The sequence below is a fragment of the Streptomyces sp. NPDC093018 genome (assembly GCF_040684035.1).
Lineage (GTDB): Bacteria > Actinomycetota > Actinomycetes > Streptomycetales > Streptomycetaceae > Streptomyces > Streptomyces murinus.
The window spans coordinates 174,873-199,759 of record NZ_JBFBFF010000009.1 but is presented as its reverse complement, the minus strand read 5'-3'; the positions used below and the strand labels follow the sequence as shown (position 1 = coordinate 199,759).

Genomic DNA, 24,887 nt, shown 5'->3' with positions numbered 1-24,887 from the left:
TGCACCTCCTGTCATGGGGCCGGACATCGCGGTCACGACCAGCCCAGTTCGGAGTAGGAGCGACCCGCGAGGATGCCCTCGATGGCGGTGCGGGCGTAGGGGACCAGCTGGCGCGGGAGGGCCTCGGGCCGCCACCACCGCCACTCCGCGCACCGGTCGGGCTCCAGGACCTCGGGGCTGCCGGACCAGGTGCGGGCGCGGAAGACGAGCTGGATCCGAGGGCGGGCCTTGGGCGGGTCGAGAAGGTGGACCACATGGACGAGTTCGACGCCGGCCGGGTCGATGAGGAGCCCGGCCTCCTCCTCGGCCTCCCGCACCAGGCAGTTGACCGCGGCCTCGTGCTCGCAGTGCCCGGCCAGGAAGTGCCAGGTGTCGGCCGCGAAGGCCGCATCGGGGTGCCGCAGCCCGAGGAGGAGCCGGCCATGCTCATCCTGGAGGTAGAGGTGGACACCGACGATGTGGAGCTCGGTCCCCGCCGGTGCGTCACTGAGCGGGCGAGAGCCACTGTCCTGCGCGCGGCCGAGCGCGGGCTGCTCGGCGGCATGGCGGCGGATCATGTCGTCCAGGCCGGGGCTCAGCCGCAGCCGGTCGAGCGTGTCGACGGTGAACCACTGGAGGAGGACCCCTTCCCGTAGGTCCACGGAGTCGGGGTGGCCGCTCCAGCGGCCTTCGAAGACCTGGGTCGGCACGACGAGGCCGTCGACACTGATCGACGGCTCCACCGCGTACGACGTCAGGCCGGTGATCTCCAACCCTGGTGTCTCCTCGGCGAGTTCACGGCGCAGGGTCGCCTCCAGGTCGGCGTCGTCCGGCTCGCGGCCGCCGCCCAGCAGGGCGAGGGTCCATGGCTCCCAGATGCCGTCCCGTCGGTCCCGCAGATGGAGCAGATAGCGGCCGCGGCCGTCGTGGATCAGGGCGGAGGCGTTGACCGGCTCGGGCTGACCGTCCAGGCCCCGCGCTTCGGCGTCCAGGAGTTTGGCGCGCAGCGTCGGTGCACCGACCTCGGCGAGGGGCAGCCACCGCGCGCCGGTGACTTCCTCCTCCTGCAAGGCGAGCCGAAGTGCCGCGTCGGCCGTGAGGCAGAAGGCGAAGCGGAAGTCGAAGTGCTGGTGCGCGGGTTCGCCCTCGGCCGGGTCGGCGTCGATGTCATGGACGCCGATGTCGACCGGTGCACCGAGAAACTGCGGGGTCAGACACAGATCCCCGGGCCGCAGCCCGGTCTCCTCGCACACCTCGCGCAGCGCGGCAGCCAGCAGGGTCCCGTCGTCCGCTACATGGCCACCCGGCACGAGGAGCTTCTTCGACGCCTTGTGGCCGATGTGCAGCACGCGTCGGTCGCGGTCGATGACGACCGCGCCGCAGGTGATGTGGCCGGGCAGCGTCGCGCGGCTCGTCGGCTCGTCGGAGCCGTCGAGGAGGGCCGACAGCCCGGCCAGGGCGTCCCGTTCCTGCGGGTGCCGGGCCAGGTACGCCTCGGTGGTCGTACGGATGTGGGAGCGGGTGGGCGGCACGTCATCACCTCGGGAGAGTGCGGAGCGGGGCGTGGGCGAGCCGGGCGGGGACGCGGGCGCGGCCATGGCGGTGGTACGGCCCGGAGCGGCGTCGGCGTGGCTCATGGGCGGGCCCCGGTCTGCTCGCCGGTCGCCTCGGAGGTGACCTGGTAGGACAGCAACTGCTGGAACATGCCCTCCTGTTGGGACAGCTCCTGGTAGGTGCCCTCCTGCACGATCCGGCCCTCGTCGAGGACGACGATCCGATCGGCCACGGCCACATTGGTGATCCGGTGCGTGACCAGCAGCACCACGCGGTCCCGGGCCAGATCGCGCAGGCGTCGGAAGATGCGGTACTCGGCGCGGGGATCGAGGTTCGCGGTCGGTTCATCGAGGACCAGTAGTCCGGCCTCGCGGAAGAACGCCCTGGCCAACGCGATGCGCTGCCACTGACCGCCGCTGAGTTCCTCGCCGTTGAGCCACTCGCGCGCCAGCAGGGTGTCCAGACCGGAGGCGAGTCGGTCGACCACCTCGTCCGCGCCGGCGGCCTCGCACGCCTCCCGCACCGCGGTGTCGCCGCGCGCCGTGGGCTGCCCCAGATTCACGTTCTCGCGCACGGTCAGCGGCCAGTGCGCGTAGTCCTGGGGCACCAGGGCCACCTGCCGCCACAGATCTTGAGGATCGGCCCCGCCGACGGGCTTCCCGTCCCACAGCACCTCCCCGGCCGTGGGCAGGTTCAGGCCACTGATCAGCTTGGACAGCGTCGACTTCCCCGAGCCGTTGAAGCCGACCAGAGCGGTGACCTCCCCGCGGCGCAGGGTCAGTGAGACATCGGACAGGGCATCGCGGTCCTTGCCCGCGTAGCGGTGGGTGACCGACTTGACCTCGATCGTCCTCGGCGGCTCGGGGCGGTGCGAGCCGCGGCGCATCCGGAAGCCGCCCGCCCGCTCCAGAAAGTCGCTCCAGTCGTCCATGTACAGGCCCGTGCGTACGGCCCGCGCGCCGATCGCCACCAGGCCGCGGACCGACTGGCCGACCATCTGGAGCGCGAAAACGGCCGTCCCCGCGTGACCGACGCTGATCCGCCCGTCGGCCAGCAGCAGAACGACCGCCGCCCATACGACGGCCGATCCCAGCCCACCGCACAGCGCGCCGACGAGGGACATACGGGCACCCTTGTCGGCCGCGGTCCGGTCCTCGCGGTTGATCCGGGCGACCGTCTCCCGGTACCGCCCGGACAGGAACGGTGCCATGGTGCCGGCGCGGATCTGGTCGGCGGCGTCCCTGTTGTAGATGTGCCAGCGCAGCACCGACAACATGCGCAGGTCGCCGTTGCTGCGCACATTCGCCAGGTACCGCACCCGCGCGGCACTGATCTGGGCCAGGGCCTGCGGCAGGCTCGCCGCGATCAGGAGCGGCAGGAGCAGCCAGTTCACTCCGGCCAGCACGAGCGCTCCGGCGACGAAGGAGGCGGCCGAGGCGATCAGGTCCTGCCCCTCGTCGATCAGGTCCCCGGTGACCTGCGCGCCGCGGTCGGCCGCCTCACGGGCGCGGTTGAACTCGGGGTCGTCGTAGGCGCACAACTCGACCGCCGCGCAGCCGAGAAGCAGTTGCTGCTCGGCCTCGCGCGACATCAGCGGGCCCAGCCGGGAGGACAGCCAGCCGACGGTGATGCCCAGCAGCGCGCGGGCCCCTGCGGTACCGGCCAGCAGGGCGACGGACGGCCATGCCTGAAGCAGCCGGTCGTAGACGTCGTCGCTGGTGAGCAGCGCGGTGAGGGTGCCGCTGATGGCGACCAGGCCGAGGGCCTGCATGACGCCGGCGGTGGCCTGGCACAGCAGGAGGCCGATGGTCGCCGGTCGGTCGACCTGCCAGGCCAGAGCCAAGGAGCGGCGCACCAGCTGCGGCAGCCGCCGGGCCATGTCACGCAGCCGGATCGACCGGCCGGCCGCTTCACGACTGCCGGTCAGGTCGACGTACCGCATCTGCGGTTCGCCACCGGACTCCGGCGGAGGCGGCGTGTCCTGCTCCCCCGAGCGGTCGAGGGCTTCGGCGGACTCTGCTGTCGGGGAGGTGCGCGGCCCGGGCACGCGGCCGGCTGATTCATCGGTGGCCCTGTTCATGCCGCCCACCTCGTATCCGGACATGCCGCACGGACGGACTCGACGGCACTTCGGGCGTGCGTCGGCGTGGGGGCGAGCGGGCCAGGCGTGGCGGGAGCGGGCGGGAGGACGGTCTGCGGGTTGAGCAAGCGGTCCATGGTGGCCTCCGTGGACGGGGACGGGTCACCTGGATCAACGACAAGGGCCCCTGTGTCGAACACACGTCTTTCGGCCGAGGCGGGAGACGAGCCGAACGCAGGCAACTGTCCCGACGGTCCTCACCAAGATCCGGGGCGCCACGACCGCCGCGGCCGGGGCCATGCCGTCCGGCATCGGCCGACGCCCCGCCGAACCGTCGGCGTATCGCTCAGCGGGGCCTGAGCCCGTCGACGACGATGTCCAGCATGCGGTTCAGCTGGGGGCGCTGCTCGGGTGCGCCGGCCACGGAGAGCAGACCGGCGAGGATGCCGCCTACCTCGACCGGGTCGATGTCGCCGCGCAGTTCTCCTGCTGCGGCGCCGGCCTCCAGCACCATCGCCAGGACCTGCTGGACCTCGTCGCAGACCGGTCCGGTGCCGAAGCGGCCGGAAGCGCTCATGGCGACAAGGGCCTCGCAGACGCCGCGTCGTTCACCGGCCCAGTCGGCGAAGCGGAGCATCCACGCGTGGAGGGCCTGCGCGGGCGGCTCGGCAGCCAGCAGGGTGCGGGCATCTTCGCGCAAGGGCCGGATCTGGTCCCGGTAGACCTCCTCGACCAGATCCTCTCGGGTGGGGAAGTGCCGGTACAGGGTGGCGTTCCCCACTCCCGCGCGTTTGGCGATCGCGTCCAGCGAGATCGGGCGTCCGGACGCGAAGGCCTCGGCGGCCGTGGCGATCAGATGCTCGCGGTTGCGCTGCGCGTCGGCGCGCAGGGTGCTGCGTGGAGGTGTCATGACCTTCGCGATCGTGAGTGGCGGATGAGGCTCGGAAACTATTCGGGGACGTCCCCGTTTCAGTGTACGGTGAGACAACCGGGGAGGTCCCCGGTTGCGGGTGGTCTCACCCATCGCTTCAGCGACGAAGGGTCTGCCATGCCTGCGGCTCTCATCACCGGGGCCGGCGGCTATGGGCTCGGCGCCTGAAACCAGGGCGAGTCGACCGATCCGCACCTCTCGAACGCCACGAACCACACCTCACAGGAGGACACGATGGCACTCACTCTCGACACCTATCGGCTGCTGGGCCGTTCCGGACTCCGGGTCTCACCGCTGGCGCTGGGCACGGCGACCTTCGGCACCGAGTGGGGCTGGGGCGCCGAGCGCGACGAGGCGCGCAAGCTCTTCGACCACTACACCGAGCTCGGCGGCAACTTTTTCGACACCGCCAGCACCTACACCAACGGCAGCTCCGAGCGACTGCTCGGCGAATTCGCCCGCACCGACCGCGACAAGATGGTGCTGGCGACGAAGTACTCGACGCTGCGTCAGCCCGGTGACCCGAATTCCGGGGGTACCCACCGCAAGAGCATGCTGGCGTCGGTGGAAGCCAGCCTGCGGCAGCTGAACACCGATTACATCGATCTGCTCTATGTGAACGTATGGGATTTCAGGACGCCGGTGGAGGAGATACTGCGGGGCCTGGACGACCTGGTGAGGCAGGGCAAGGTGCTGTACGTGGGGATCTCCAGCGCCCCGGCCTGGCAGGTGTCGCGCATGCAGGCGATCGCCGACCTGCGCGGCTGGTCGCCACTGGTCGCACTGGAGACCGAGTACAGCCTGGTCGCGCGCACCGCGGAGCGTGACCTGATCCCGATGGCACGTGAGATGGGACTCGGCGTGGTCCCCTTCGCCCCGTTGGGCGGCGGGGTGCTCACCGGCAAGTACAGCCGGGAGGACCAGAACCAGGCGGGCTCCGTGGTCGGCGAAACCGCCGGCAACCGCAAGAGCCTCAACGTCGCCCTGGGATGGGTCACCGACCGCAACCTTGCCATCGCCGACGCGGTGAAGGAGGTGGCCTCGGAGCTGGGCCGTACACCCGCCCAGGTCGCGCTGGCCTGGACCCTGAACGCCCCGGACGTGACAGCGCCCATCATCGGCGCCCGCACCATCGCGCAGCTGGAGGACAACCTGGGTGCCCTGCAAGTCGACCTCGCTCCTTCCCAGCTGGCCCGCCTCGACGAGGTCAGCACCATCGACCTCGGCAATCCGCACGACCTGCTCGCCAGCGATCACATCCGCACGGTCACCACAGGCGGCCTGAAGATCGAAACTCTCGGCTGATTCGCCTCATGAACAACGGCATCCGGGGATATCGACATGGCCAAGCTCGACGCGGCACGCGAGCGGCTCGGCGGGAATGCCGTGGCCGTCCGGGCGAATGCGGTCTCACTGTCCGACTCGGCTCGATCGCGAACGTCATCGGCATGGTGGACACCAACGTCCATGCGGCCGGCGAAGCGGCGCTGCGCTCGATGGCCCGCACCTTCTCCCGCGAGCTGCTTCCGCGGGGAATCCGGGTCCGAATCGTCCCGGTCTAAAGGTGATGGCGTCCACGGGCAGAGGGCACGGCTTCGAGTCGCTGGAGGGATGCGGCTGTTGGACGTCCGCCCGATGGAGCTGATCAAGGACGAGGACGCGCTGAAGTTCGCGGCGGCCAGGGATATGGCGACGGCTGGCGGTACTCGGTGGTCACGGGCCGGCGCCCATGGTGGCCGAAACGCCGATGGTCGTCACGCGGGCCGTCGTACGAATCGCCCGGTTCCGTCGGCGCGGGCGGAAGGCGGCTGCCGTGGACGGTGGTTCGGGGCCGAAATGCGGCGTGAGGTCGATCACGAACTGGTGGGAGGCGAGCCCCACGACCTTCGAAATGCCGGTCGGCAGAAGGGAATCCGTGCAGCCCAGCAACGCGTCCGCGTCGCTGCGTACGACGCGGAGTCTCAGCGGCGGCCGAGCGGACGGCGCCTCATTTCCGCGAAGTGCCGCGGGGGCATCTCGTCCGCATTCGCGTCGGCGACGGGCTCGGGCCCGGCCTTCCGGATGGGCGCGCGGGCCGCGGCTGCGGACTCGACGTAATCGGTCACCGTTCTGCCGTCAGGCACGGCCGACCGCGGACAGCCCTTAGACTCGGCGCCCGTACCAGTCATGATCACTACGGGAAGGGACCCCATGTTCCAGGACGCTCCGATCTACCACCAACTTGTCGCGGAGCGTGGCGATGTACCTGCGCGAGTAAGGGACGCGGCGACGAGCATATTGCGCGAGCTCGAACACGTGATGGGCGGAATGGCGTTGCCCGCCCTCTCGACAAGCCCGCTGCCGATGCGACAGCCTGAGGCCTCAGCGCGAGCCGCGCTTCAGCTGCCCAGGTCGTAGTCCGCTGCCGGGACGGGGGTGTTACCGGGCGGATTCCTGAGTGTCCCGCACACAGGAACCGTGATCACGGAGTCGGTCGCAGCGTCTGCCCGTGGGGCCGAAGTGCCGTGGGAACGCCCCCTCCCCGACCGGATGCCACTACCGCGGACGCGGCCGTACGGCCGTCCGACAGGGCCCGGTGCGAGACGGAACGGGTGTCCTCACGAAGCCGGTCGCGATACGGGCGGCTCCGCGGGGCTTTCCGTCGCCCACGATGCGAACGAAGAGGCCAGCGCGTCCCGCCCCGTGGGAAGCGGGAAGCCGAGCGCGGCCAGTACGTTCAGCAGCATGCCGTGAGCGAAGAAGTCCAGGACCTCCGCGGCCGGCGCCCGGGTGAGCTCGGCCACCGTGCGCCAGAGCCGGACGAAGCCGCGCCGCGCGATCTCCTGGCACTCGGCATCCTCCAACGCCCCTGAATAGACGTGCAGTTGCAGGCGCAGCAGATCCCCGCCCGACACCAATTCCTCGTATCGCCGCCGCAGTTCGGGGAACGTGGGGGAGTCGCCGGCAAAACTGCGCAGAGCGGCCTCGGTCTCCTGGAAGGCCCGCTCGACGGCCGCCAGGAACAGAGCCCGCTTGCTGGGGGAACAGCCGGAACAGGTAGCCCTGCGAGATTCCGGCGCCCTGTGCGATCGCCGTGGTCGAGGCGCCGTCCTGTCCAAAGCGCCCGAACTCCGTCACCGCGGCCCGTAGTACCGCTTCTCGCCGCTGATCCGCGTTCTGCCTCGCCATGGTCACCATTCTCATTCATCCCGGAAATGCCCCCGCCCGGCTCGGGCGGGGGCACGGTGTCAGTGCCAGGGGCGGGCATGAGGGAAGAACCGCCCGCAGCGCGTGGTCGCCGCTGTCACTCGGCCGGGCCGAACCCCCGTACCTCCTGTTCGAGGGTGTCCAGCAAGGAGCGCTCGGCCTCGCCGGGGGTCCAGTCACGGCCCAGCGAGCCGCGCAGCACCCCGTCGATGTTCCGCTTCTTGTAGATGTCATCGCCCGCGTGGTAGCTGAACTCGATCGTCAGCGAGACCGGGTCGAGGCCCAGCGCCTCGGTCACGGTGGTGTGCAGGGCCTCGGCGAGACGCTCGCGCTGCTCCGCCGAGCGACCCCGGCGTATCGCCAGGGTGAGCACGGCCGCGGGCACCGGAGCGCCGTCGCCGGTGTTCCACACACCTCCCTCGCCCAGCTCGCGGAAGGCGACGTTCACCAGGTCCGGGGTCGTCTGCATGAGCTCGGCGAACTGCGCGCCCATGCGCTGGGCCAGATCCTGCTTGAGGTCGGCCGGGTAGTGGGTCGGTACGTCCAGCTGAAGGTAGGGCATGGCGCCGCATCTCCTGTCTCTCGCTCCGCATGCGGGGCGCTGCCCCTCGTGCTTCTCTGTGGAACATGGAGACGCGGGCGCCATGACCGGGACGAGGCGCGAGCGGCGCCGCCCGCAGTGGGAGCGCATGCGCGGCTACGCCTGGTTGCTGCCGTCGCTGCTGCTCATCGGCATCGTGATGCTGGACTTCAACACCGGCGCGGAGTTCCGGATCGTCTCCTGGATCGTCCTGGTGCCCGGCCTCGCCGCCGCCGTCTGCGGGGTGGGGGCCACCGCCTGCATCGCCGTGGTGTCCCTGGTGGCGTACGCCCTCGTGGACCACGCCTGGCCCGACCACTACAAGGCGGGCCTGCCCGACTTCGTCCTCGTCGCTCTCGGCGGTGCGCTGGCCACGCTGGTGGCGGCGCTACGGGTGCGCCAGGAGCGGCGCATGCTGCGCATGCAGGACATCCTCGACACCTCGGTACGAGCCGTACTGCGCCCGCTGCCCCCGCGCTGGGCCGGTCTCGAACAGGCGGGCGCGTATCTCGCCGCGGATGTCGAGGCGCAGGTCGGGGGCGACTTCTACGACATCCAGCCCAGCCCCTACGGCACCCGGGTGCTGGTCGGCGATGTGCAGGGCAAGGGACTGGGCGCGGTGGAGGCGGCGGCCGCGCTGCTCGGCACCTTCCGGGAAGCCGGGTATCACGAGGAGGATCTCGGGACGGTCGCCGAGCGGCTGGAGATCCGGATGCTGCGGCACCGCGTGCACACCACCGCGATCGGACAGGAGGACGGCGACCGGTTCGCCACGGCCGTACTGGTCGCCTTCTCCAGGGGCGCGCCCGGAGTGGTCGACGTCATCAACTTTGGGCACGAGGCGCCGCTCGCGATCGGCCCGCACGGCGTCCGCGAGCTGCCCGGCGGTGACGGGGTGCCGCTCGGGCTCTGCGATCTGACCGGCGGGCTGCCGCCGACCCGCCGGGTGCCGCTCGCGCAGGAGGAGACGCTGCTGCTCGTCACCGACGGGGTGACCGAGGCCCGTGACCGCAAGGGCGAGTTCTACGACCTGCAGGGCGATGTCGCCGCCGCGGTGGCCGCCGACCCGGGCTGCGCCGCGCCCGGCCCCCTGGTCCGCCGCGTCCGCGACGGCGTGCTCCGGCACAGCGGACGCCGCCTCACCGACGACACCACGATCTACGCCGTCCGCCGGCTCCCGGAGACGGAGGAGAGCCCGGGGACGGGGCCGTTGCCGGGGGCGCGCGAGAGGGGGCTTTCGGAGAAGGAAGGGTATTTCTGAGGGGGCTGCGGCCGGGAGGAGCGGGAGGGGCGTAGGTGACTAGAGCCGGACGACGACGAGGGCCACGTCGTCGCGGCCGCCGCCGGTCACGCCGTGGCGGGCCAGTACGGTGTCGGCCACCTGTTCGGGGCCCAGGCGGCTGCACTCGGACAGGACATCGGTCAGACGGTTCAGGCCGGTGTCGATGTCCTCGTCGCGGCGTTCGATGAGCCCGTCGGTGTACAGCACCAGCGTGTCGCCCGGCTTGTAGTGGATGCTGGCCTGCGGGCGGGGCACATGCTGCGGCCGTGCGCCCAGCGGCGGGTCGGTCGCCTGGTCCAGCAGCTCGGTCCGGCCGTCGGTGTGCACCAGGACCGGGGGCGGATGTCCGGCGCTGCTGTAGGTGATCAGCCGGCTTCGCCGGTCGACGATGGCCTTGACCGCGGTCGTGCCGAGCGCGTCGTCGATCGACCGGGCGTACAGGCCCAGCACCTCCAGAGCCTGCGCGGGGCGCGGGAGGGCGCGGACGGCCGCCGACAGGGCGCTGCGCAGCATGCCCATGACCGCGGCGGCCCGGAGGCCGTGGCCGATGACGTCGCCGACGGCCAGCGCCACCTGGTCCGGGGGAATGTCGACGACGTCGTACCAGTCGCCGCACACATTGAGCGAACCGACCGCCGGCTGGTAGCGCACCACCACGTCCTGGGAGTGATGTGCCAGGTCGGGAGTGTGCAGCATGGCCTCCTGCAAGGTGACGGCGACCTCGCGCTCGCGGGTGTGGGCCTGGCGCAGCTCCTCGTTCAGCCGCTGAAGTTCCCGCGCCCGCGCGTACAGCTCGGCCTCCAACGACTCGGCTGCCTCCAGCTTCTCGCCCACCCGGACGCCTGCGGGGTGGGTGGCCTGGTGGGCCTTGACGAACGCGGTGACGTCCTCGCCCCGGTGGATGATCCACGCCACCTGTCCGTCCGGGCCGAGGACGGGGGTGTTCAGCGGGGACCACCAGCGTTCCTCGAACATGCCGGGCCGGTGCGGGACGGGGATGTCGTACTTCTGGAGCGGCATCGTGTCCGGTCTTCGACTGGCCAGCACCCGGTGCAGGGAGGCGTTCAGGTTCCGCGGTCCGTCGGCGTCCGGATCACCGGGGCTCTCGGGGAAAGCCTGAGAGATGTGCCGGCCCACCAGGTCGTCCCGCGTCCGGCCGGTGGTCTCCAGGTAAGCGCGGTTGACGTCCGCGACCACCAGATCCGGGCCCAGCACCAGACACGGGGTGGGGACGGCTGCGAACAGGGCCGCGTGATCCACTTCTGCCGCCATCTCGCCACTCCTCGTACCCGCTGCCGCCGGTGCCTGCCCCCAACCTAGGCCGCGGCCGCGCCGGCCGCCCGGTCCGCCTCACCCGCCCGGCCGGAGTCTCGGCCCCGCGTGCTCCTTCGTGGGCGCGAGGCCGCCCGTGCCGGGCGTCAGCACGACGCGTTGTAGTCCGGCTCGGGGCAGGTGGGGAGGGACCAGGGGGACCAGGTGCCGCCGGCGGAGCGGGTGCGGTGCCAGGGGTTGCCGTCGGTGCCGGTGATGACGATCGAGAACACCCAGCCGCCGTCGCTCACGTCCCAGATGGAGATCCCGCTCTGCGCGACGCCGCCCATGGACTCCCATCCGTACCAACTGCCGTCGGGCAGGCTCCAGTTCGTCCACACCGCGCGGTCGGTGCCGATGACGAACACCTGCTGCGTGCCGTTCGGGAGCGGCTCGGACGTCACGGTGTAACTGCAGTTGTAGGCCTTGCCCATGAGCTTGCAGGTGTCCGCCTGGGCGGGCGCGGCGGCGATACCGAGTCCGCCCAAGGCGATGGTGGCGGCGACGAGCGCGGCCTTGAACTTGTGCATGTCCGATTCCTTCACGTGGTCGAGGTTCCGGCGGCGACGGCGTCGGGGACGGCTCCCCTTCGCCGGGCAGAGGAAGTCGATCACGGTCGAGCCGGGCCGGACCATGCGAAAGCACAGGCAGAACTGCCGTACGGCTACTTCTGCCTGTGCCCCGTCCAGCCCTTGTCGAGGAGGTCGAAGACCCGGCCGAGGGCGGTGTCGGGGTCGTGGGACCCGCGGACGAGGACGGGCGCCTCCAAGGCGAAGTGGGCCAGGGCCCGGCAGCTCGGGTCGTCGGCGGGCAGTCCGGCGTCGTCGGCGATCGCCGCGGCCAGGGCGTGCTCGTGCCGTAGCCACATCCGGCGCGCGTACTCGCGCAGGGCCGGGGTGCTGTCGACCAGGCGCAGGAAGTCGTCGAACCGGGGGTCGGCGTGGACCCGCCGGGAGTGCTCGCCCAGCAGCAGCCGGTGCAGGGCCCCCGGTACGGACTGGCCGGCGGGGCGCTCACGGACGGCCGTGACCAGGGCCGCCTCGCGGTCCACGTCCTGGTCGAAGACCAGCGCCTCCTTGCCGTCGGGGAAGTGCTTGAAGAGCGTCGTCACCGAGACGTCGGCCGCGTCGGCGATCTCGCGCACCCCGACCTCGTCGTAACCCCGCTCGGAGAACAGCCGCAGCGCCGCGTCGGCGAGGGCCTGGCGGGTGGCTGCCTTCTTGCGCTCTCGGCGCCCCATCTCGGTCACCCGGTCATCATATCGCGATCGTGGAGCGAATAAGAAAGTTGAGCTGTTACGCTTTTTTAGCGGTTGCACCCAGCTGGGTGCTGTCGCGACTCGTTCGCGATCCGCGCGACCGAGGGGAAGGTCCCGCATGCGAGGGGAAGGCCCCGAATGATGGACAGCACACTCCGCAGCACGCCCCGGATCTGCGTGATCGGCGGCGGGCCCGCCGGTCTGACCTGCGCCCGCGTCCTGCAAGGACATGGCGTCGAGGTCACGGTGTACGACGCCGACGAGGCCGTGGACTCCCGCGATCCCGGCGGCACGCTCGACCTGCACGCCGACTCCGGGCAGATCGCCCTTGAGGACGCCGGGCTGCTCGACGCCTTCTTGGCGCGGGCCCGGCCGGAGGGGCAGGCCAAGACCCGCCGTGACCACCACGGCACCGTCCTGGCGGAGTTCACCCCGGGCCCCGGCGACGAGGCCGCACCGGAGATCGACCGCGGCCGGCTGCGCCGCATGCTCTTCGACCACCTGAGGCCCGGCACCGTCCGCTGGGGCCACCGGCTCGTCCGCGTGAACCCGCTCGGCGACGGCGGACATCTCCTGGAGTTCGCGGACGGCACCACCGTGCGGGCCGACCTGGTGATCGGCGCCGACGGGGCCTGGTCGAAGGTCCGCCCCCTGGTCAGCGACGCCGCCCCGCGGCACCTCGGGGTCTGCTTCCTGGACGCACGGTTCGACGAGGTCGACTCACGGCACCCCGAGGTCGCCGGGCTGGTCGGCGCCGGTCATCTGTTCTCCAACGACAACGACGGCCGCGCGGTGATCCTTCAGCGCAACGGCGACGGCGTGGTCCGCGGCTACATCGCGTTCCGCGCCGCACCGGACTGGCACAGCGCGGCCGGCGTGGACCTCGCCGACCGGGAGAGCATCCGCTCCCATCTCGTGAGGGAGTTCGGTCACTGGTCGCCGGCCATGCGCGCGTTGATCGTCCGCAACGACGGCGACTACGTCCCGCGGTCCTTCTCGGCGCTGCCCGCCCCGCTCACCTGGGAACACGTCCCCGGCGTCACGCTGATCGGGGACGCGGCCCATCTGATGGCGCCCTTCGGCGGCCATGGCGCCAACCTCGCGATGCTGGACGGCGCGGAACTGGCGCACGCCGTCAGCCGTGCGGTCGGCCCCGACCCGGTGGCCACCCTCGACGAGGCGGTCGCCGACTACGAGTCGGCCATGTTCGCCCGCTCCGGGGAACTGGCCGCGAGTTCCAACGACGCCCTGGTGGAGTTCTTCGCCACCACCGACGAGCCGGATCTGCCGCCGGACCACGAGCAGGAGCACCGGGACTACCTCGCCCGCGCGGCGGCGTACCGGCGGGAGCGGGAGCGGGAGCGGGCCCGGGGGAGGGGCGAGCGGGCCGAGGCGCAGGGCTCGTCCGCCGGATCATCGGCCGAGCCGGGGCCGGACCGAGGCGCGGACCGGCCAGTGCCTTAAACGTGTTGACCGCCCCCGGCGGGCGATGCTGGAGTCGGCAGGTGGACAGCATCCCCGCCAACCGGCGGCTCTGGAATCGGATCAGCGGCGCCTACCAGCACGAACACGACCCGCGAACCGGCGCCACACCCCGGCTGTGGGGCATGTACTCCATCCCCGACGCACACCTGCACGCCCTCGGCGACGTCACCGGCAAGCGCGTCCTCGAACTCGGCTGCGGCGCCGGCCAGTGGTCCAGGGCGCTCGCCGCCGAGGGCGCCATCGTGGTCGGGCTCGATCTGTCCGAAGCCCAACTCGCCGCTGCGGCAGGTGCGATGGGAGCGGTCCGCTACCCGCTGGTGCAAGGCGCCGCCGAACAACTCCCCTTCGCCGCCGCCAGCTTCGACCTGGTGTTCTGCGACTTCGGTGGGCTCAGCTGGGCGCCCCCGCAGCGGGCCGTCCCGCAGGCCGCACGCGTCCTGCGCCGCGGCGGGCGCCTGGTGTTCAACGTCGCCAGCCCATGGTTCGAAGCGTGCTACGACGAAGCCGCCGCCCGCGTGACCACGACGCTGCGGCAGGACTACTTCGGGCTGAACAGCATCGCCGAAGGCGACGGCGCGACCAGCTATCAGCTCACCTACGGCGACTGGGTCAAGGTCCTGTGCGGCGCGGGACTCGTCATCGACGACCTCATCGAGCCGCGGCCCGAACTCGGAACATCCAACGGCTACAACGAAACCGACCCACCGGACTGGGCACACCGCTGGCCCGCGGAACTGCTCTGGGTGAGCCACAAGCCGTAGCCCACGGGGTGCTGGTCAGCCGACCTCGGCCCCTGCGATCAGCGCATCAAGTGCCGCACGCAGCCTGGCCAGTTCGGCCGGGGTGGGGTCGGCCGGTTCGGGTGCCATCAGTGCGGCGGGGTTCAGCACGGGGGTGGTGCCCGCGGGGGCGGGTGCGTCGGTGGCGCGGGTGAGGAGCGGGGCCGGGTCGGGTGGCGGGGTGCCGAGGCTGGTGCCGAGTCGCCGGAGTGCGGTCGTGAGAGGGAGGTGCGGGAAGGGGAAGTCGGCGGGGAGGACAGCGGCCTGCCGGGAGTGGTCGTCGCCGTGGAAGTCCAGGGTCCAGTTCTCCCAGCCGGGCAACGGCCAGTCGTGAACGCCGGTCACGGTCTGCACCGCCCAGAGCGAGACGGTGCGGGCCTGCGGGTCGAAATGGACACCGCCGTACGGCATGTCGGTGGGCGCGGGGGTGGCCGGCGACGCGGGGAGCAGGTCGATCAGGGCGGGGCCGCCGGCGAGATGATCGATGGGTTCCCCGGCGCTGCCCCATGCGCGCACGCTTGCGTCGGGCAGGCGCAGGGAGACGACGGACCAGGGATCGGTGCTCTCGCTGCCCGCGAACTCAGAGGGTTCGAAGGTCTCGAACCAGCCCGGCGCACGGGTCAGGTCCCTGCCGACGCCCAGATGGTGGGTGAGGTCACCCATGCCGTCATGCGCGAAGCGGACGTCCCAGCCGGGCCATGTCCGGGCCAGTACGGCGCGGGCGGCGCGGTGGTCGGCCCAGCTGTCGGCGAATCCGAACCAGAGGAGGATCCGGCGGTCGTGGTCGACGAGCGCGGCGCCCTCGCACCACACGTCGTCGAGCCATTCGTCGATCTTCCGCTGGGCGCGGAAGCAGCGCGTCGCCGCGGCCGGACCGGGCAGCAGATCATCGACCACCCGGTTGGCCGCCCAGTGCGAGAAGTACCGCTGCCAGGCGCCGTTCTCGACCACCACGTACTGCGCTCGTGCTCCCATGTGCGGCGAGGCTAGCGCCGCCGGGCGCCGGGCGACGAACGGTTTTCAGGTGGCCGACCCGGGCTCCTCCTCACATCCGGGACGGCTTCCCCCTGTTGAGGAGCCAGGTGTCGAAGAGCCCGGTCAGGTCCTTCCCCGACGTTTTCTCGCACAGGGTGATGAACTGCCGGGTGTCGGCGTTGCCGTGACGGTGCCGGCGCGTCCAGGCGCGGAGTATGCCGAAGAAGACCTCGTCGCCGACGGCCCTGCGCACCTTGTGTACGGCCATGGCGCCGCGGCCGTAGACGGGCGGGTCGGAGACGCGCCCGCCGCTGGGCGGATCGGCGGGCGGGAAGGCCCAGATGCCCTCGGCCTCGTCGTCCGTGCCGTCGTAGAAGTCCTCGAAGATCTCGTCGGTGCTCCTGCCGCCCCGCTTCTCCTCCCACAGCCACTCCGCGTAGGTGGCCATCCCCTCGCTGAGCCACATGTCCTTCCATGTCCGCGGGGTCACGGAGTTGCCGAACCACTGGTGCGCCAACTCGTGGACCAGCAGGGTCTCGTCCGGAGCCGCGGCGAAGTAGGGCTTGGTCTGGGTCTCCAGGGCGTAGCCGAGTCCGGGGAGGTGGTCGACGACGGCGCCGGTCGAGGAGAAGGGGTAGGGGCCGAAGAGTTCGCCGGCCCAGTCAATGATCTCGGGCACCAAGTGCGGTACGGCGACGGCGCCTTCGGACTCGTCGGGGTCGACGGCGACGTAGACCGGGAGGCGGTCGTGTGTCCGGGTCTTGTGGATCTCGAAGTAGCCGATGGAGACATGGGCGAGGTAGCCGGCCATGGGCTCCGTGGTGCGCCAGTGCCGTGTCATCGTCTCGCCCTTGTCCTTCTGCGCGACCAGCTCGCCGTTGCTCACCGCGTCGTAGAAGTCGCCGTCCTCGTCCCGGGGGACAGTGACCCAGATGTCGAACGTGGCTTTGTCCGACGGGTGATGGTTGCCCGGGAACCAGGTCATGGAGCCGGTCGGCTGGCCCAGGGCGGTCGAGCCGTCATCGGTCTCGATCCAGCCTTCCAGGCCCCCGTCGTCGCCTTTGACCGTTCGTGGGGTGCCGTCGTACGTGACGACCGTCTTGAAGATCTCGTCGTTCTTCAATGCCTTCGCCGGTGTGACGGCCAACTCGTCGCCCGAACGGGAGATGTGGGCTTTCGACCCTTGTACCGTCGCGGTGCGTACCCGCAGGCCCGACAGGTCGAGGTCGAAGCGGCTCAGATCCTGGGTGGCCCGCGCCGTGATGACCGTCGTGCCCTTCAGATGATTGGTCTCCGGTGTGTAATCCAGCGTCAGCCCGTAATGCGTCACGTCGTAGCCGCCATTGCCGAGCGTCGGGAAGAGCGGGTCACCCACTCCGGCCGCGCCGGGCTTCGCGGCCGCGGCAATTCCGTCCCCCGGCGCGGAACCGGCGCAGGACGTCGTCATGGCCACAAGCAGCGCCGCCGGCGGAGCCCAGCCGGGCAGGGAACGCCGGGGTCGGCGGGCCGGTGCTGTGCGAGGTTTCATCCCGTTGCTCCCGTCGACTGCGGCACGCGAGATGTCAGAGGCTCTGCATCGGCCCATGGTTGCCTCAAGATTGGTGAAAATCTATCGGGGAGCTGTCCGGCCTTCGAGGGTCTTCGCCCGGGTCAACGGCGATGAGGGCATCACCTTTCCCGACACCACCGTCGGCGCCGACTGCTTCCAGGAGATCTGCGCCGCCACCGGCTGACCGCCTACCTGCTGCGCAGGCTCGCTGACGACGACACGAGCCCCGGCAACCCCTGCCGACCGGGCCGCCCCGCCGTCAGCAGGCTTACAGGGAACCTTCTTCGGCCGTCGTCCAGATGCCGGACGACGACATCGCCCTGGACGGTCTGCCGGTCCTCCCCGCCGGATCCGTCCATCCCCTTCGGGGTGGCCGCCAACCGCCGCTGCCCCGCCTTGCGTCCGGCACCCCTGATCATGCGTTCCACGACCTGCCACCCGGCATGGTGTGCGAGAACCTGCGTTCGCCGCGCGCCGACGAACCAGGGCACGTCAGACAGGTGGACCTCTCGCCGGAACTGTCCTGGGAGCACGTCCGGCGGCTGCGCGCGCTGACCGGTCTGTGCGCGTTCGGGCTGAGCGAGGAGCAGGCGCACCAGGTCTGCGTGGTCAACCCCGGGGTGCTGATGGGGGTTCGGTGACGATGCCCGGTGGAGTCCGGTCCCACCTGCGGCTGAGGGCGGCTGGGGACTCGTGGCCGCCGTCGGTCCGGGCCCGCCCCACCGGTAGCCGTGCGGGCCGCGGCAGGCATACTGTCGGCTGATCGCCTGACCGATTGATCGTCGTGCGATCACCGACCCGGGACCGGCCGGGGAGCGAGAGATTCCGGAAACGCGAGGAGTGGGGGGTTGTCGTGGGGCTGATGGACCGTATCCGCGGTGAGTTCATCGACATCATCGAGTGGACCGACGACGGCCGGGACACCATCGTGTGGCGCTTTCCGCGCTACGGCAACGAGATCAAGATGGGCGCGCGGCTCGTGGTGCGCGAGTCGCAGGTGGCCGTCTTCGTCAACGAGGGCCGGCTTGCCGACGTCTACCAGCCGGGCACGTACACCCTCTCGACCCAGAACATGCCGGTCCTGTCCACGCTGAAGGGCTGGAAGCACGGCTTCGAGTCGCCGTTCAAGGCCGAGGTCTACTTCGTCACCACCCGGCAGTTCACCGACTTCAAGTGGGGCACCCAGAACCCGGTGATCCTGCGCGACGCCGAGTTCGGCATGGTCCGGGTCCGCGCCTTCGGCACCTTCGCCGCGAAGGTGGTGGACGCCGCCGCGCTGCTGCGCGAACTGGTGGGCACCGACCCGCAGTTCCGCACCGAGGAGGTCGGCGAGCACCTGCGGCAGCTGATCGTCTCCAAGCTGGGCTCCGCACTGGGCTCGGCCGGTGTGCCACTGCTGGACCTCGCCGCCCGGCAGGACGGCATCGGGCGGCAGCTCGCCGACGCGCTGACCCAGGAACTGGCCTCCACCGGCATCGCCATCCCCCGGTTCTACATCGAGAACATCAGCGTCCCGCCGGAGATCGAGGCGGCGATCGACACCCGCTCCCGGATGGCCATCACCGGCAACCTGGACGACTACGCCAAGCTCCAGGCCGCCGACGCGATCCCGCTCGCCGCCGCCAACCCGGGCACCGGCGGTGACGCGCTCGGGCTGGGCGTGGGCATGGCGCTGGGCCAGCGCGTCGTACAGAGCATGTCCGGTACGACGGCCCCCGCGGCCCCGGCGGCACAGGGACCGGCGCAGCCCGCCGCACCCGCCGCCGATGTCCCGCCGCCGCTGCCCACCGCGCCGCGCTGGTTCCTCGCGGTCGCCGGACAGCAGCAGGGCCCGTACGACGAGAGCGCGCTGGCCGGGCAGGTCGCGGCGGGCAACCTGACCCGCGCCACGCTGGTCTGGCGCAGCGGGCAGGCCGCCTGGCAACCCGCGGACCAGGTCCCGGAGTTGGCGTCGCTGCTCGCCGACGTGCCGCCGCCGCTGCCCCCGCAGGGCTGAGATCCGCCGTCCGGCACCTCGGGTAACAGGTCACAAGGAGAAGTGAGTTGACGGATCAGGACGTCGCGCCGGCGCCCGACAGGGCGTTCCAGTGCGAGGCGTGCGGCGGGGTGAGCGAGTACGCGCCCGGGACCTACGCGCTGCGCTGCCCGTACTGCAAGCACGAGCAGGACATCACGCCGATACCGCGGCAGGTCACCGAGCACCCCATCGAGGAACTGGCCGAGCTGCGGCGGGCGTCCGCGCCGAGCCGGGTGAAGGTGTACACCTGCCCCGGCTGCCACGCGGTGACCGAGAGCGACACCCTCAGCGACAAGTGCCAGTTCTGCGCCACCCCGCTGGTCGCGGACGCCGCCGGCACCGAACGCGTCGTACCCGAGGCGGTACTGCCGTTCGGGGTGAGCCGTGAGGAGGCCCGGGACGCCCTGGCGAAGTGGACGAAGTCCCGCTGGTTCGCGCCCGGCGAGCTGAAGAAGGTCACCGAGGCGGAGACGTTCCGGGGCAGTTACCTGCCGCACTGGACGTACGACGCGCAGACCTTCACCGAGTACTCCGGTCAGCGCGGCGAGCACTACTGGGTGGAGGAGGAGGACTCCGACGGCAACACCCGGCAGGTGCGGCACACCCGTTGGCACCATGTGTCCGGAACCGTCGACCGGTTCTTCGACGATGTGCTGGTGCCCGGCAGCAGTCAGGTGCCGGAGAAGGAACTGGACAAGCTCACGCCCTGGCCGCTGGAGGAGACGGTTCCCTACCAGGAGGAGTACCTGGCGGGTTTCCGTACCGTCCGCTTCGACGTCGAGCCGGAGACCGGCCTGGAGTCGGCGAAGGCCCGGATGGCGCCGGTGATCCGCGCCGACTGCAAGCGGGACATCGGCGGCGACGAGCAGCGGGTGCACTCGATGTCCACCGCCTACAGCGGCCTCACCTACAAGCTGGTGCTGCTGCCCGTCTGGTTCCTGACCTACCTCCACGCGGGCAAGGCGTGGCCGGTCATGGTCAACGCCCGAACCGGCGAGGTCATCGGCGAACGGCCGTACAGCGCGGCCAAGATCGCCCTGGCCTCGGTGGGCGGCGCGCTGCTGATCGCGTTGGTGGTGCTGCTCGTGGTGATGCTGCGCAAATGAGCATGGGTGCGGGGACTTCCTCGCGGGCGGCCTGATGTGATCTTGGATACCCGGGGACCGTCCGATTGTGCGGGAGCGGGTGACCGGTTCTACGGTGGGCGGGCCGTGGTGTTCGGGAAGACCGGTGACAGCCCCCAGCGGGGCTCAGACCGGAGCGGCCCTCGCCACTGTGATCGGGGAGTATCCGTCCCAGTTGGGCACGGTCACCGTCCGCCGCCCGGCGGACGGGAAGGCCGGGACGGACACGCGCGCACCCGTAAGCCAGGAGACCGGCCACGGCACTTCACGAGCTGATCCACGAGGTGCTGGAGCGTGACCCCATGACCCTGCCCGCAGAGTCGACCCGTTTTCGTTGGCGGCGCGAGGACACCGTCCGAACCGCCGGGCTGCTGGTGGTGATCGCCGCCCTGCATGTCGTGGCGTTCGGCATCCTGTTCCTGCTGGTCGTGCCCGGGCACTACGAGGTCGGCTCCAAGGCGTTCGGGATCGGCCTCGGGGTCACCGCGTACACCCTGGGCATGCGGCACGCGTTCGACGCCGATCACATCGCCGCGATCGACAACACCACCCGCAAGCTGATGGCCGACGGCAAACGGCCGGTGTCGGTCGGCTTCTGGTTCGCGCTCGGCCATTCCAGCGTGGTGGTCGCCATGGCGGCCCTGGTCGCGGGCGGCGCACAGCTCGCCGGCACCCTGCTCGACGACGACTCCCGTACCCACCAGACCCTCGGCGTCGTCGGCACCACCGTCTCCGGGACCTTCCTCTACCTCATCGCGGCGCTCAACCTCGTGGCCCTCGCGGGCATCCTGCGGGTCTTCCGGGCGATGCGAGCGGGGACGTACGACGAGGCCGCCCTGGAACAGCACCTGGACTCGCGGGGGTTCATGAACCGGTTCCTGGGTCGCTTCACCGGGGCGGTCACCCGGCCCGGGCAGATGTTCCCGCTGGGCTTCCTGTTCGGGCTCGGCTTCGACACCGCGACCGAGGTCACCCTGATGGTGATGGCGGGCAGCGGTGCCGCGGCCGGACTTCCGTGGTACGCGGTCCTGTGCCTGCCGCTGCTGTTCGCGGCGGGGATGAGCCTGTTCGACACGCTCGACGGCACGTTCATGAACTTCGCCTATCAGTGGGCGTTCTCCAACCCGGTGCGCAAGGTGTTCTACAACCTGACCATCACCGGCCTGTCCATCGCGGTCGCGTTCCTGATCGGCACCATCGAACTGGTCGGCGTGCTGCACGAGAAGCTCGATCTCAGTGACGTGGTGACCGATTGGATCGCCGGGCTGGACCTGGACAACGTGGGGTACGTCATCGTCGGCCTGTTCGTGGTCGTGTGGGCGGCGGCGCTGGCGTACTGGCGGTTGGCCGGGGTCGAGCAGCGGTGGGCGGGCCGGCTCGGCGGGGACGGCTGACACCCCGGCCGCTTCGAGGACCCGCGTGCTCTGCCGCCGGGCGGCCGTGCACGCCGACGTGCCAGCAGTTATGGCGTACGTCACGATCAAGTCCCGGAACCCGGCGCTCCGTCGGGCCGACTACTGCGACGGTACGGCTCCAATCGCCATCTCTCGCACGACGGTCCGATGCGACCAGGAAGGTCGGGCATGGCCGATATTCCGATGTCACCCGGCTCCACCGGTACGACCCGCGGCAGGCCGCTGCCGTCTCCCGCGCTCTGGGGATTCCTGCTCCTGCTGACGCTGCTGTTCGCGGTCTCCTACGCCGTCGGCTCGGCGGCGGGGCCGGTGGCGCCCGGCATACATGGCACCGGGAGCGGCGGCGATGACGACATGCCCGGGATGAGCCATGGGGGCGGCGAGTGACCGCGGTCGAACCGGCGGCGGAACTCCTTGTCACCGACATCACCGTCGGCGGAATGACCTGCGCGGCCTGTGTCCGTCGGGTGGAGAAGAAGCTCGGCAAGCTGGCGGGCGTCACGGCCTCGGTCAATCTGGCCACGGGGCTCGCCCGGGTCAGCCACCCGGCCGATGTCGCGCCCGAGAGCCTCCTCGCCGCGGTCGAACAGGCCGGGTACCAGGCCGCGTTGCCGGTGCGCGAGGACGAAGAGGACTCCGGGGCCGCAGGCGGTGAAGAGGCCGAGTCCCGGCGCGAGCGGGAACGGCTCACGGTCACCGCGCTGCTGGCCGTACCCGTGCTGGTGCTCTCGATGGTGCCGGCCCTGCAGTTCCGCGATTGGCAGTGGCTGTGCTTCGTGCTGGCCGCCCCGGTGGCCGTGTGGAGCGCCTGGCCCTTCCATGTCAGGGCGCTGCGGGGCCTGCGTCACTCCACGGCCACGATGGACACGCTGGTCTCGCTGGGTACCGTAGCGTCGTTCACCTGGTCGGCGTACGCGCTGTTCCTCGGCGGGGCGGGCGGGCCCGGGATGCGGATGTCGTTCAGCCTGCTGCCCGCCGCGTCGGACGGCAGCGCGCACCTGTATCTGGAAGCGGCCGTGAGCGTCCCGCTGTTCGTGCTGACCGGACGGTTCCTGGAGGGGCGGGCCCGGCGCGGGACCGGGGCGGCGCTGCGGTCGCTCGCCGAACTCGCTGCCAAGAACGTGACGGTACGGGACGAGGACGAGCTCGGCGAACGGTCGATCCCGATCGAGCGGCTGCGCGTGGGGCAGACCTTCGTGGTGCGCCCGGGGGAACGGGTCGCCACCGACGGGCGGGTGACGCGGGGCACCTCCGCCGTGGATCTGTCCCTGGTCACCGGCGAGAGCGAGCCCGTGGAGGTGGGCCCCGGATCGGCTCTGGTCGGCGGCGCCGTCAACGCCGGTGGACTGCTGCTCGTGGCGGCCACGGCGGTCGGCGCGGACACCAGGCTGGCGCGGATCACCCGTCTCGTCACGGAGGCCCAGGCCGGCAAGGCCCGGGCACAGCGGCTGGCCGACGCGGTCGCCGGTGTGTTCGTACCCGTCGTCCTCGCCCTCGCGGTGACCGTCCTCGGCTTCTGGCTGGGAGCCGGAGCCGATCCGCAGGCGGCTCTCACCGCCTGCGTGGCCGTGCTCGTGGTGGCCTGCCCGTGCGCGCTGGGGCTGGCGACACCGACCGCGCTGATGGCCGCCACCGGGCGTGGGGCGCAGCTGGGCGTGCTGGTGCGGGGGCCGCAGACGCTGGAGGCCCTTCAGCAGGTGGACACGGTCGTCCTGGACAAGACCGGCACGCTGACCACCGGTCATATGACGGTGGCCCGGGTCACCGCGCTGCCGGGCGCCCTCGGGCAGGAGGCGGTCGTACGACTGGCCGGAGCCGTGGAACAGGGCTCCGAGCATCCGATCGGACAGGCCGTCACCGCGTATGCGCGCCGTACGGGCGACGCCGGACCACTGCCGGAGGTGACGGATTTCGCCGCCGTCCCCGGGCACGGGGTCAGCGGCCGGGTGGACGGTCTGATGATCGAGGTGGGAGCGGCGGACGGCCGATTGCCGGACGAGCTGGCCGCGGCGCTGACCGCGGCGGAGGCGGCCGCGCACACCCCGGTCCTGGTGCGGGTGGACGGGCGGGCCGAAGCGCTGATCGCCGTCGGCGATGTGCTGCGCCCCGGCAGCTACCGGACCGTGGACCGGCTGCGCCGGCTCGGTATCCGCCCGGTGCTGGCCACCGGCGACGGCGCGGCGCCCGCCGAGGCGGTCGCCGCCGCGCTCGGCATCGAGGAGGTGCACGCCCGCTGCACCCCCGAGGGCAAGGCCGCCCTCGTGCGGGAACTGACGCGCGGGGGTGCCCGGGTCGCGGTGGTCGGCGACGGGGTGAACGACGCCGCCGCGCTCGCCGGTGCCGACCTGGGCATCGCCATGGGCGGCGGCGCCGACGTGGCCATCGGCGCGGCCGATCTGACCCTGGCCCGCGGGGACATCGAGGCGCTGGTCGACGCGGTCCGGCTGGCCCGGCGCACCCTGGGCACCATCCGGGCCAACCTGGTCTGGGCGTTCGGCTACAACGTCGTCACCGTGCCCCTGGCCATGGTCGGTCTGCTCGATCCCATGGTCGCGGCCGCGGCGATGTCGGCGAGTTCCGTGCTCGTGGTGGCGAACAGCCTGCGGCTGCGCGGCCGCCGGCCGTCCGGGACCCGAGGCCGGGCGCACGGGACGTATGGGATGCGCGGGACGAGCAGGACGAGTGGGACGCGCGGCGGGAAGGCGGTTGTGCGATGAGGCGGATCACGGACCGGGCCTCCTTCTTGAGGGGCCTCGGCCGGCGGCGGCTCAGGGACGGCACCCTGGCCGTCCTGGTGCCCGTCGTGGCGTCCTGTACGGCGCTGGTGGGGCTGACCGGCTGGGTCGGCGCGGGCCGGGCCGGGAGTCCGGCGCGTATCCGTGTCGCGGAGGGGCGGGTCCTGCTGCCCTCCGTCGGGGTCGCGGAGACGGCGGCGTTCTTCCGCATCGCCAACGAAGGCGGCTCCGCCGACACCCTCGTACGGATCACCGCACGTGACGTCCCCGGCGCGGTCACCCTCTCCCGGCACCGTATGAAGCCGGGCAACGCGGCCTACCGGTCCGTGATCGACTCCGTGGCCGTCCCGGCGGGCGAGGGCCTCGCCATGTCGCCGACCGGGGTCGATCTCACGGTGCCCGCGCCCTCGAAGGCGTGGCATGCGGGCGATCGCGTGCCGTTCACGCTGGAGTTCCGGCGCGGCGGCCCGGTCAGGGTCCTGGCCGTGGTGGTGCGGCCGGGCACGGTGGCGCTCCAGTAGTCGTTCCCTGTGCTTCCCGGGTTCCCTTGTGTCTGCTGTGTCCGCTGTGTCTGATGTGTCCGCCGCTCCGTCTGGCGCGTTGCGTCCCCCCGTTGTCGGCGAACCGGAGGGCGAGGGTTCCCGCCG

The 24,887-nt window shown here is 71.4% G+C and carries 22 protein-coding genes, 1 pseudogene and 1 riboswitch; of the genes and pseudogenes, 13 read left to right on the top strand and 10 right to left on the bottom strand.

Annotated elements, in window-relative coordinates; all coding sequences use genetic code 11:
• Positions 1 to 32: 32 nt before the first annotated feature.
• The 3 genes from AB0N90_RS21480 to AB0N90_RS21470 form a co-directional block, all read right to left on the bottom strand.
• Positions 33 to 1,616, bottom strand: coding sequence for an NUDIX domain-containing protein (locus tag AB0N90_RS21480; RefSeq protein WP_365198833.1), 1,584 nt, complete (start codon positions 1,614 to 1,616; stop codon positions 33 to 35).
• Positions 1,613 to 3,475, bottom strand: a complete 1,863-nt coding sequence (locus AB0N90_RS21475) for an ABC transporter ATP-binding protein (RefSeq protein WP_365199132.1) — start codon at positions 3,473 to 3,475, stop codon at positions 1,613 to 1,615. Before AB0N90_RS21475 ends, AB0N90_RS21480 begins: the two co-directional genes overlap by 4 nt.
• 484 nt (positions 3,476 to 3,959) lie before the next feature.
• Positions 3,960 to 4,523 (bottom strand): TetR/AcrR family transcriptional regulator, encoded by a 564-nt coding sequence (locus AB0N90_RS21470; RefSeq protein ID WP_365198831.1) that lies wholly within the window; start codon positions 4,521 to 4,523, stop codon positions 3,960 to 3,962.
• 255 nt (positions 4,524 to 4,778) lie between these two features.
• On the opposite strand from AB0N90_RS21470, the gene AB0N90_RS21465 reads away from it, so the two are divergent.
• Positions 4,779 to 5,849, top strand: coding sequence for an aldo/keto reductase (locus tag AB0N90_RS21465; protein ID WP_365198829.1), 1,071 nt, complete (start codon positions 4,779 to 4,781; stop codon positions 5,847 to 5,849).
• Positions 5,850 to 5,888: 39 nt separating this feature from the next.
• A pseudogene (locus AB0N90_RS21460) lies at positions 5,889 to 6,088 on the top strand (hypothetical protein); the annotation flags it as partial.
• Between the two features lie 991 nt (positions 6,089 to 7,079).
• Here AB0N90_RS21460 and AB0N90_RS21455 read toward each other — a convergent pair.
• Positions 7,080 to 7,712, bottom strand: a complete 633-nt coding sequence (locus AB0N90_RS21455) for a TetR family transcriptional regulator (RefSeq protein WP_365198826.1) — start codon at positions 7,710 to 7,712, stop codon at positions 7,080 to 7,082.
• Between the two features lie 115 nt (positions 7,713 to 7,827).
• Positions 7,828 to 8,292: a tautomerase family protein gene (locus AB0N90_RS21450; protein WP_365198824.1), complete on the bottom strand. Its 465-nt coding sequence runs from the start codon at positions 8,290 to 8,292 to the stop codon at positions 7,828 to 7,830.
• A gap of 82 nt (positions 8,293 to 8,374) precedes the next feature.
• On the opposite strand from AB0N90_RS21450, the gene AB0N90_RS21445 reads away from it, so the two are divergent.
• A complete protein-coding gene (locus tag AB0N90_RS21445) occupies positions 8,375 to 9,571 on the top strand; it encodes a PP2C family protein-serine/threonine phosphatase (protein ID WP_365198821.1) in 1,197 nt (398 codons plus the stop codon).
• A gap of 39 nt (positions 9,572 to 9,610) precedes the next feature.
• On the opposite strand, the gene AB0N90_RS21440 is transcribed toward AB0N90_RS21445, so the two are convergent.
• From AB0N90_RS21440 to AB0N90_RS21430, 3 genes are all read right to left on the bottom strand, one after another.
• Positions 9,611 to 10,864, bottom strand: a complete 1,254-nt coding sequence (locus tag AB0N90_RS21440; RefSeq protein WP_365198819.1) for a SpoIIE family protein phosphatase — start codon at positions 10,862 to 10,864, stop codon at positions 9,611 to 9,613.
• A 146-nt stretch (positions 10,865 to 11,010) separates the two neighbouring features.
• A complete protein-coding gene (locus AB0N90_RS21435; protein ID WP_365198816.1) occupies positions 11,011 to 11,433 on the bottom strand; it encodes a hypothetical protein in 423 nt (140 codons plus the stop codon).
• A 134-nt stretch (positions 11,434 to 11,567) separates the two neighbouring features.
• Positions 11,568 to 12,143, bottom strand: coding sequence for a helix-turn-helix domain-containing protein (locus AB0N90_RS21430; protein ID WP_361678786.1), 576 nt, complete (start codon positions 12,141 to 12,143; stop codon positions 11,568 to 11,570).
• 159 nt (positions 12,144 to 12,302) lie between these two features.
• Here AB0N90_RS21430 and AB0N90_RS21425 point away from each other — a divergent pair, with 159 nt between their 5' ends.
• Positions 12,303 to 13,625: an NAD(P)/FAD-dependent oxidoreductase gene (locus AB0N90_RS21425; protein ID WP_365198814.1), complete on the top strand. Its 1,323-nt coding sequence runs from the start codon at positions 12,303 to 12,305 to the stop codon at positions 13,623 to 13,625.
• Positions 13,626 to 13,666: 41 nt separating this feature from the next.
• A complete protein-coding gene (locus tag AB0N90_RS21420; protein WP_365198811.1) occupies positions 13,667 to 14,407 on the top strand; it encodes a class I SAM-dependent methyltransferase in 741 nt (246 codons plus the stop codon).
• Between the two features lie 15 nt (positions 14,408 to 14,422).
• On the opposite strand, the gene AB0N90_RS21415 is transcribed toward AB0N90_RS21420, so the two are convergent.
• Both AB0N90_RS21415 and AB0N90_RS21410 read right to left on the bottom strand, forming a co-directional pair.
• Positions 14,423 to 15,400 carry a hypothetical protein gene (locus tag AB0N90_RS21415; protein WP_365198808.1) on the bottom strand — a complete coding sequence of 326 codons (978 nt, stop codon included), beginning with the start codon at positions 15,398 to 15,400 and terminating at the stop codon, positions 14,423 to 14,425.
• A 70-nt stretch (positions 15,401 to 15,470) separates the two neighbouring features.
• Positions 15,471 to 16,847, bottom strand: coding sequence for a M1 family metallopeptidase (locus AB0N90_RS21410; protein WP_365198805.1), 1,377 nt, complete (start codon positions 16,845 to 16,847; stop codon positions 15,471 to 15,473).
• A gap of 154 nt (positions 16,848 to 17,001) precedes the next feature.
• On the opposite strand from AB0N90_RS21410, the gene AB0N90_RS21405 reads away from it, so the two are divergent.
• The 8 genes from AB0N90_RS21405 to AB0N90_RS21370 all read left to right on the top strand — a co-directional run bounded on the left by AB0N90_RS21405 (position 17,002) and on the right by AB0N90_RS21370 (position 24,761).
• Positions 17,002 to 17,133: a hypothetical protein gene (locus tag AB0N90_RS21405; protein ID WP_365198803.1), complete on the top strand. Its 132-nt coding sequence runs from the start codon at positions 17,002 to 17,004 to the stop codon at positions 17,131 to 17,133.
• 115 nt (positions 17,134 to 17,248) lie between these two features.
• On the top strand, positions 17,249 to 17,590 hold the full coding sequence (locus AB0N90_RS21400) for a hypothetical protein (RefSeq protein WP_365198801.1): 342 nt from the start codon (positions 17,249 to 17,251) through the stop codon (positions 17,588 to 17,590).
• A 212-nt stretch (positions 17,591 to 17,802) separates the two neighbouring features.
• Positions 17,803 to 18,945 (top strand): SPFH domain-containing protein, encoded by a 1,143-nt coding sequence (locus AB0N90_RS21395; RefSeq protein ID WP_365198798.1) that lies wholly within the window; start codon positions 17,803 to 17,805, stop codon positions 18,943 to 18,945.
• 47 nt (positions 18,946 to 18,992) lie between these two features.
• Positions 18,993 to 20,072 carry a hypothetical protein gene (locus AB0N90_RS21390; protein ID WP_365198795.1) on the top strand — a complete coding sequence of 360 codons (1,080 nt, stop codon included), beginning with the start codon at positions 18,993 to 18,995 and terminating at the stop codon, positions 20,070 to 20,072.
• Positions 20,073 to 20,161: 89 nt separating this feature from the next.
• Positions 20,162 to 20,365: riboswitch (cobalamin riboswitch) on the top strand.
• Positions 20,366 to 20,392: 27 nt separating this feature from the next.
• On the top strand, positions 20,393 to 21,484 hold the full coding sequence (locus AB0N90_RS21385; RefSeq protein ID WP_361678550.1) for a HoxN/HupN/NixA family nickel/cobalt transporter: 1,092 nt from the start codon (positions 20,393 to 20,395) through the stop codon (positions 21,482 to 21,484).
• Between the two features lie 189 nt (positions 21,485 to 21,673).
• The gene (locus tag AB0N90_RS21380; protein WP_365198792.1) at positions 21,674 to 21,892 is read left to right on the top strand and encodes a hypothetical protein; all 219 of its coding nucleotides are present in this window, start codon (positions 21,674 to 21,676) and stop codon (positions 21,890 to 21,892) included.
• Positions 21,889 to 24,222, top strand: a complete 2,334-nt coding sequence (locus AB0N90_RS21375) for a heavy metal translocating P-type ATPase (protein WP_365198790.1) — start codon at positions 21,889 to 21,891, stop codon at positions 24,220 to 24,222. Before AB0N90_RS21380 ends, AB0N90_RS21375 begins: the two co-directional genes overlap by 4 nt.
• On the top strand, positions 24,219 to 24,761 hold the full coding sequence (locus AB0N90_RS21370) for a copper chaperone PCu(A)C (RefSeq protein ID WP_365198787.1): 543 nt from the start codon (positions 24,219 to 24,221) through the stop codon (positions 24,759 to 24,761). The genes AB0N90_RS21375 and AB0N90_RS21370 overlap by 4 nt, the downstream gene beginning before the upstream one ends.
• The last annotated feature ends 126 nt before the right edge of the window (positions 24,762 to 24,887 follow it).

What these genes read in the sequence shown, in the direction of transcription:
- AB0N90_RS21480 (WP_365198833.1), bottom strand. Translation starts at nt 1,616, where the DNA reads ATGAGCCACGCCGACGCCGCTCCGGGCCGTACCACCGCCATGGCCGCG.
- AB0N90_RS21475 (WP_365199132.1), bottom strand. Translation starts at nt 3,475, where the DNA reads ATGCGGTACGTCGACCTGACCGGCAGTCGTGAAGCGGCCGGCCGGTCG.
- AB0N90_RS21470 (WP_365198831.1), bottom strand. Translation starts at nt 4,523, where the DNA reads ATGACACCTCCACGCAGCACCCTGCGCGCCGACGCGCAGCGCAACCGC.
- AB0N90_RS21465 (WP_365198829.1), top strand. Translation starts at nt 4,779, where the DNA reads ATGGCACTCACTCTCGACACCTATCGGCTGCTGGGCCGTTCCGGACTC.
- AB0N90_RS21455 (WP_365198826.1), bottom strand. Translation starts at nt 7,712, where the DNA reads ATGGCGAGGCAGAACGCGGATCAGCGGCGAGAAGCGGTACTACGGGCC.
- AB0N90_RS21450 (WP_365198824.1), bottom strand. Translation starts at nt 8,292, where the DNA reads ATGCCCTACCTTCAGCTGGACGTACCGACCCACTACCCGGCCGACCTC.
- AB0N90_RS21445 (WP_365198821.1), top strand. Translation starts at nt 8,375, where the DNA reads ATGACCGGGACGAGGCGCGAGCGGCGCCGCCCGCAGTGGGAGCGCATG.
- AB0N90_RS21440 (WP_365198819.1), bottom strand. Translation starts at nt 10,864, where the DNA reads ATGGCGGCAGAAGTGGATCACGCGGCCCTGTTCGCAGCCGTCCCCACC.
- AB0N90_RS21435 (WP_365198816.1), bottom strand. Translation starts at nt 11,433, where the DNA reads ATGCACAAGTTCAAGGCCGCGCTCGTCGCCGCCACCATCGCCTTGGGC.
- AB0N90_RS21430 (WP_361678786.1), bottom strand. Translation starts at nt 12,143, where the DNA reads ATGGGGCGCCGAGAGCGCAAGAAGGCAGCCACCCGCCAGGCCCTCGCC.
- AB0N90_RS21425 (WP_365198814.1), top strand. Translation starts at nt 12,303, where the DNA reads ATGGACAGCACACTCCGCAGCACGCCCCGGATCTGCGTGATCGGCGGC.
- AB0N90_RS21415 (WP_365198808.1), bottom strand. Translation starts at nt 15,400, where the DNA reads ATGGGAGCACGAGCGCAGTACGTGGTGGTCGAGAACGGCGCCTGGCAG.
- AB0N90_RS21410 (WP_365198805.1), bottom strand. Translation starts at nt 16,847, where the DNA reads ATGACGACGTCCTGCGCCGGTTCCGCGCCGGGGGACGGAATTGCCGCG.
- AB0N90_RS21400 (WP_365198801.1), top strand. Translation starts at nt 17,249, where the DNA reads ATGCCGGACGACGACATCGCCCTGGACGGTCTGCCGGTCCTCCCCGCC.
- AB0N90_RS21385 (WP_361678550.1), top strand. Translation starts at nt 20,393, where the DNA reads ATGACCCTGCCCGCAGAGTCGACCCGTTTTCGTTGGCGGCGCGAGGAC.
- AB0N90_RS21380 (WP_365198792.1), top strand. Translation starts at nt 21,674, where the DNA reads ATGGCCGATATTCCGATGTCACCCGGCTCCACCGGTACGACCCGCGGC.
- AB0N90_RS21370 (WP_365198787.1), top strand. Translation starts at nt 24,219, where the DNA reads ATGAGGCGGATCACGGACCGGGCCTCCTTCTTGAGGGGCCTCGGCCGG.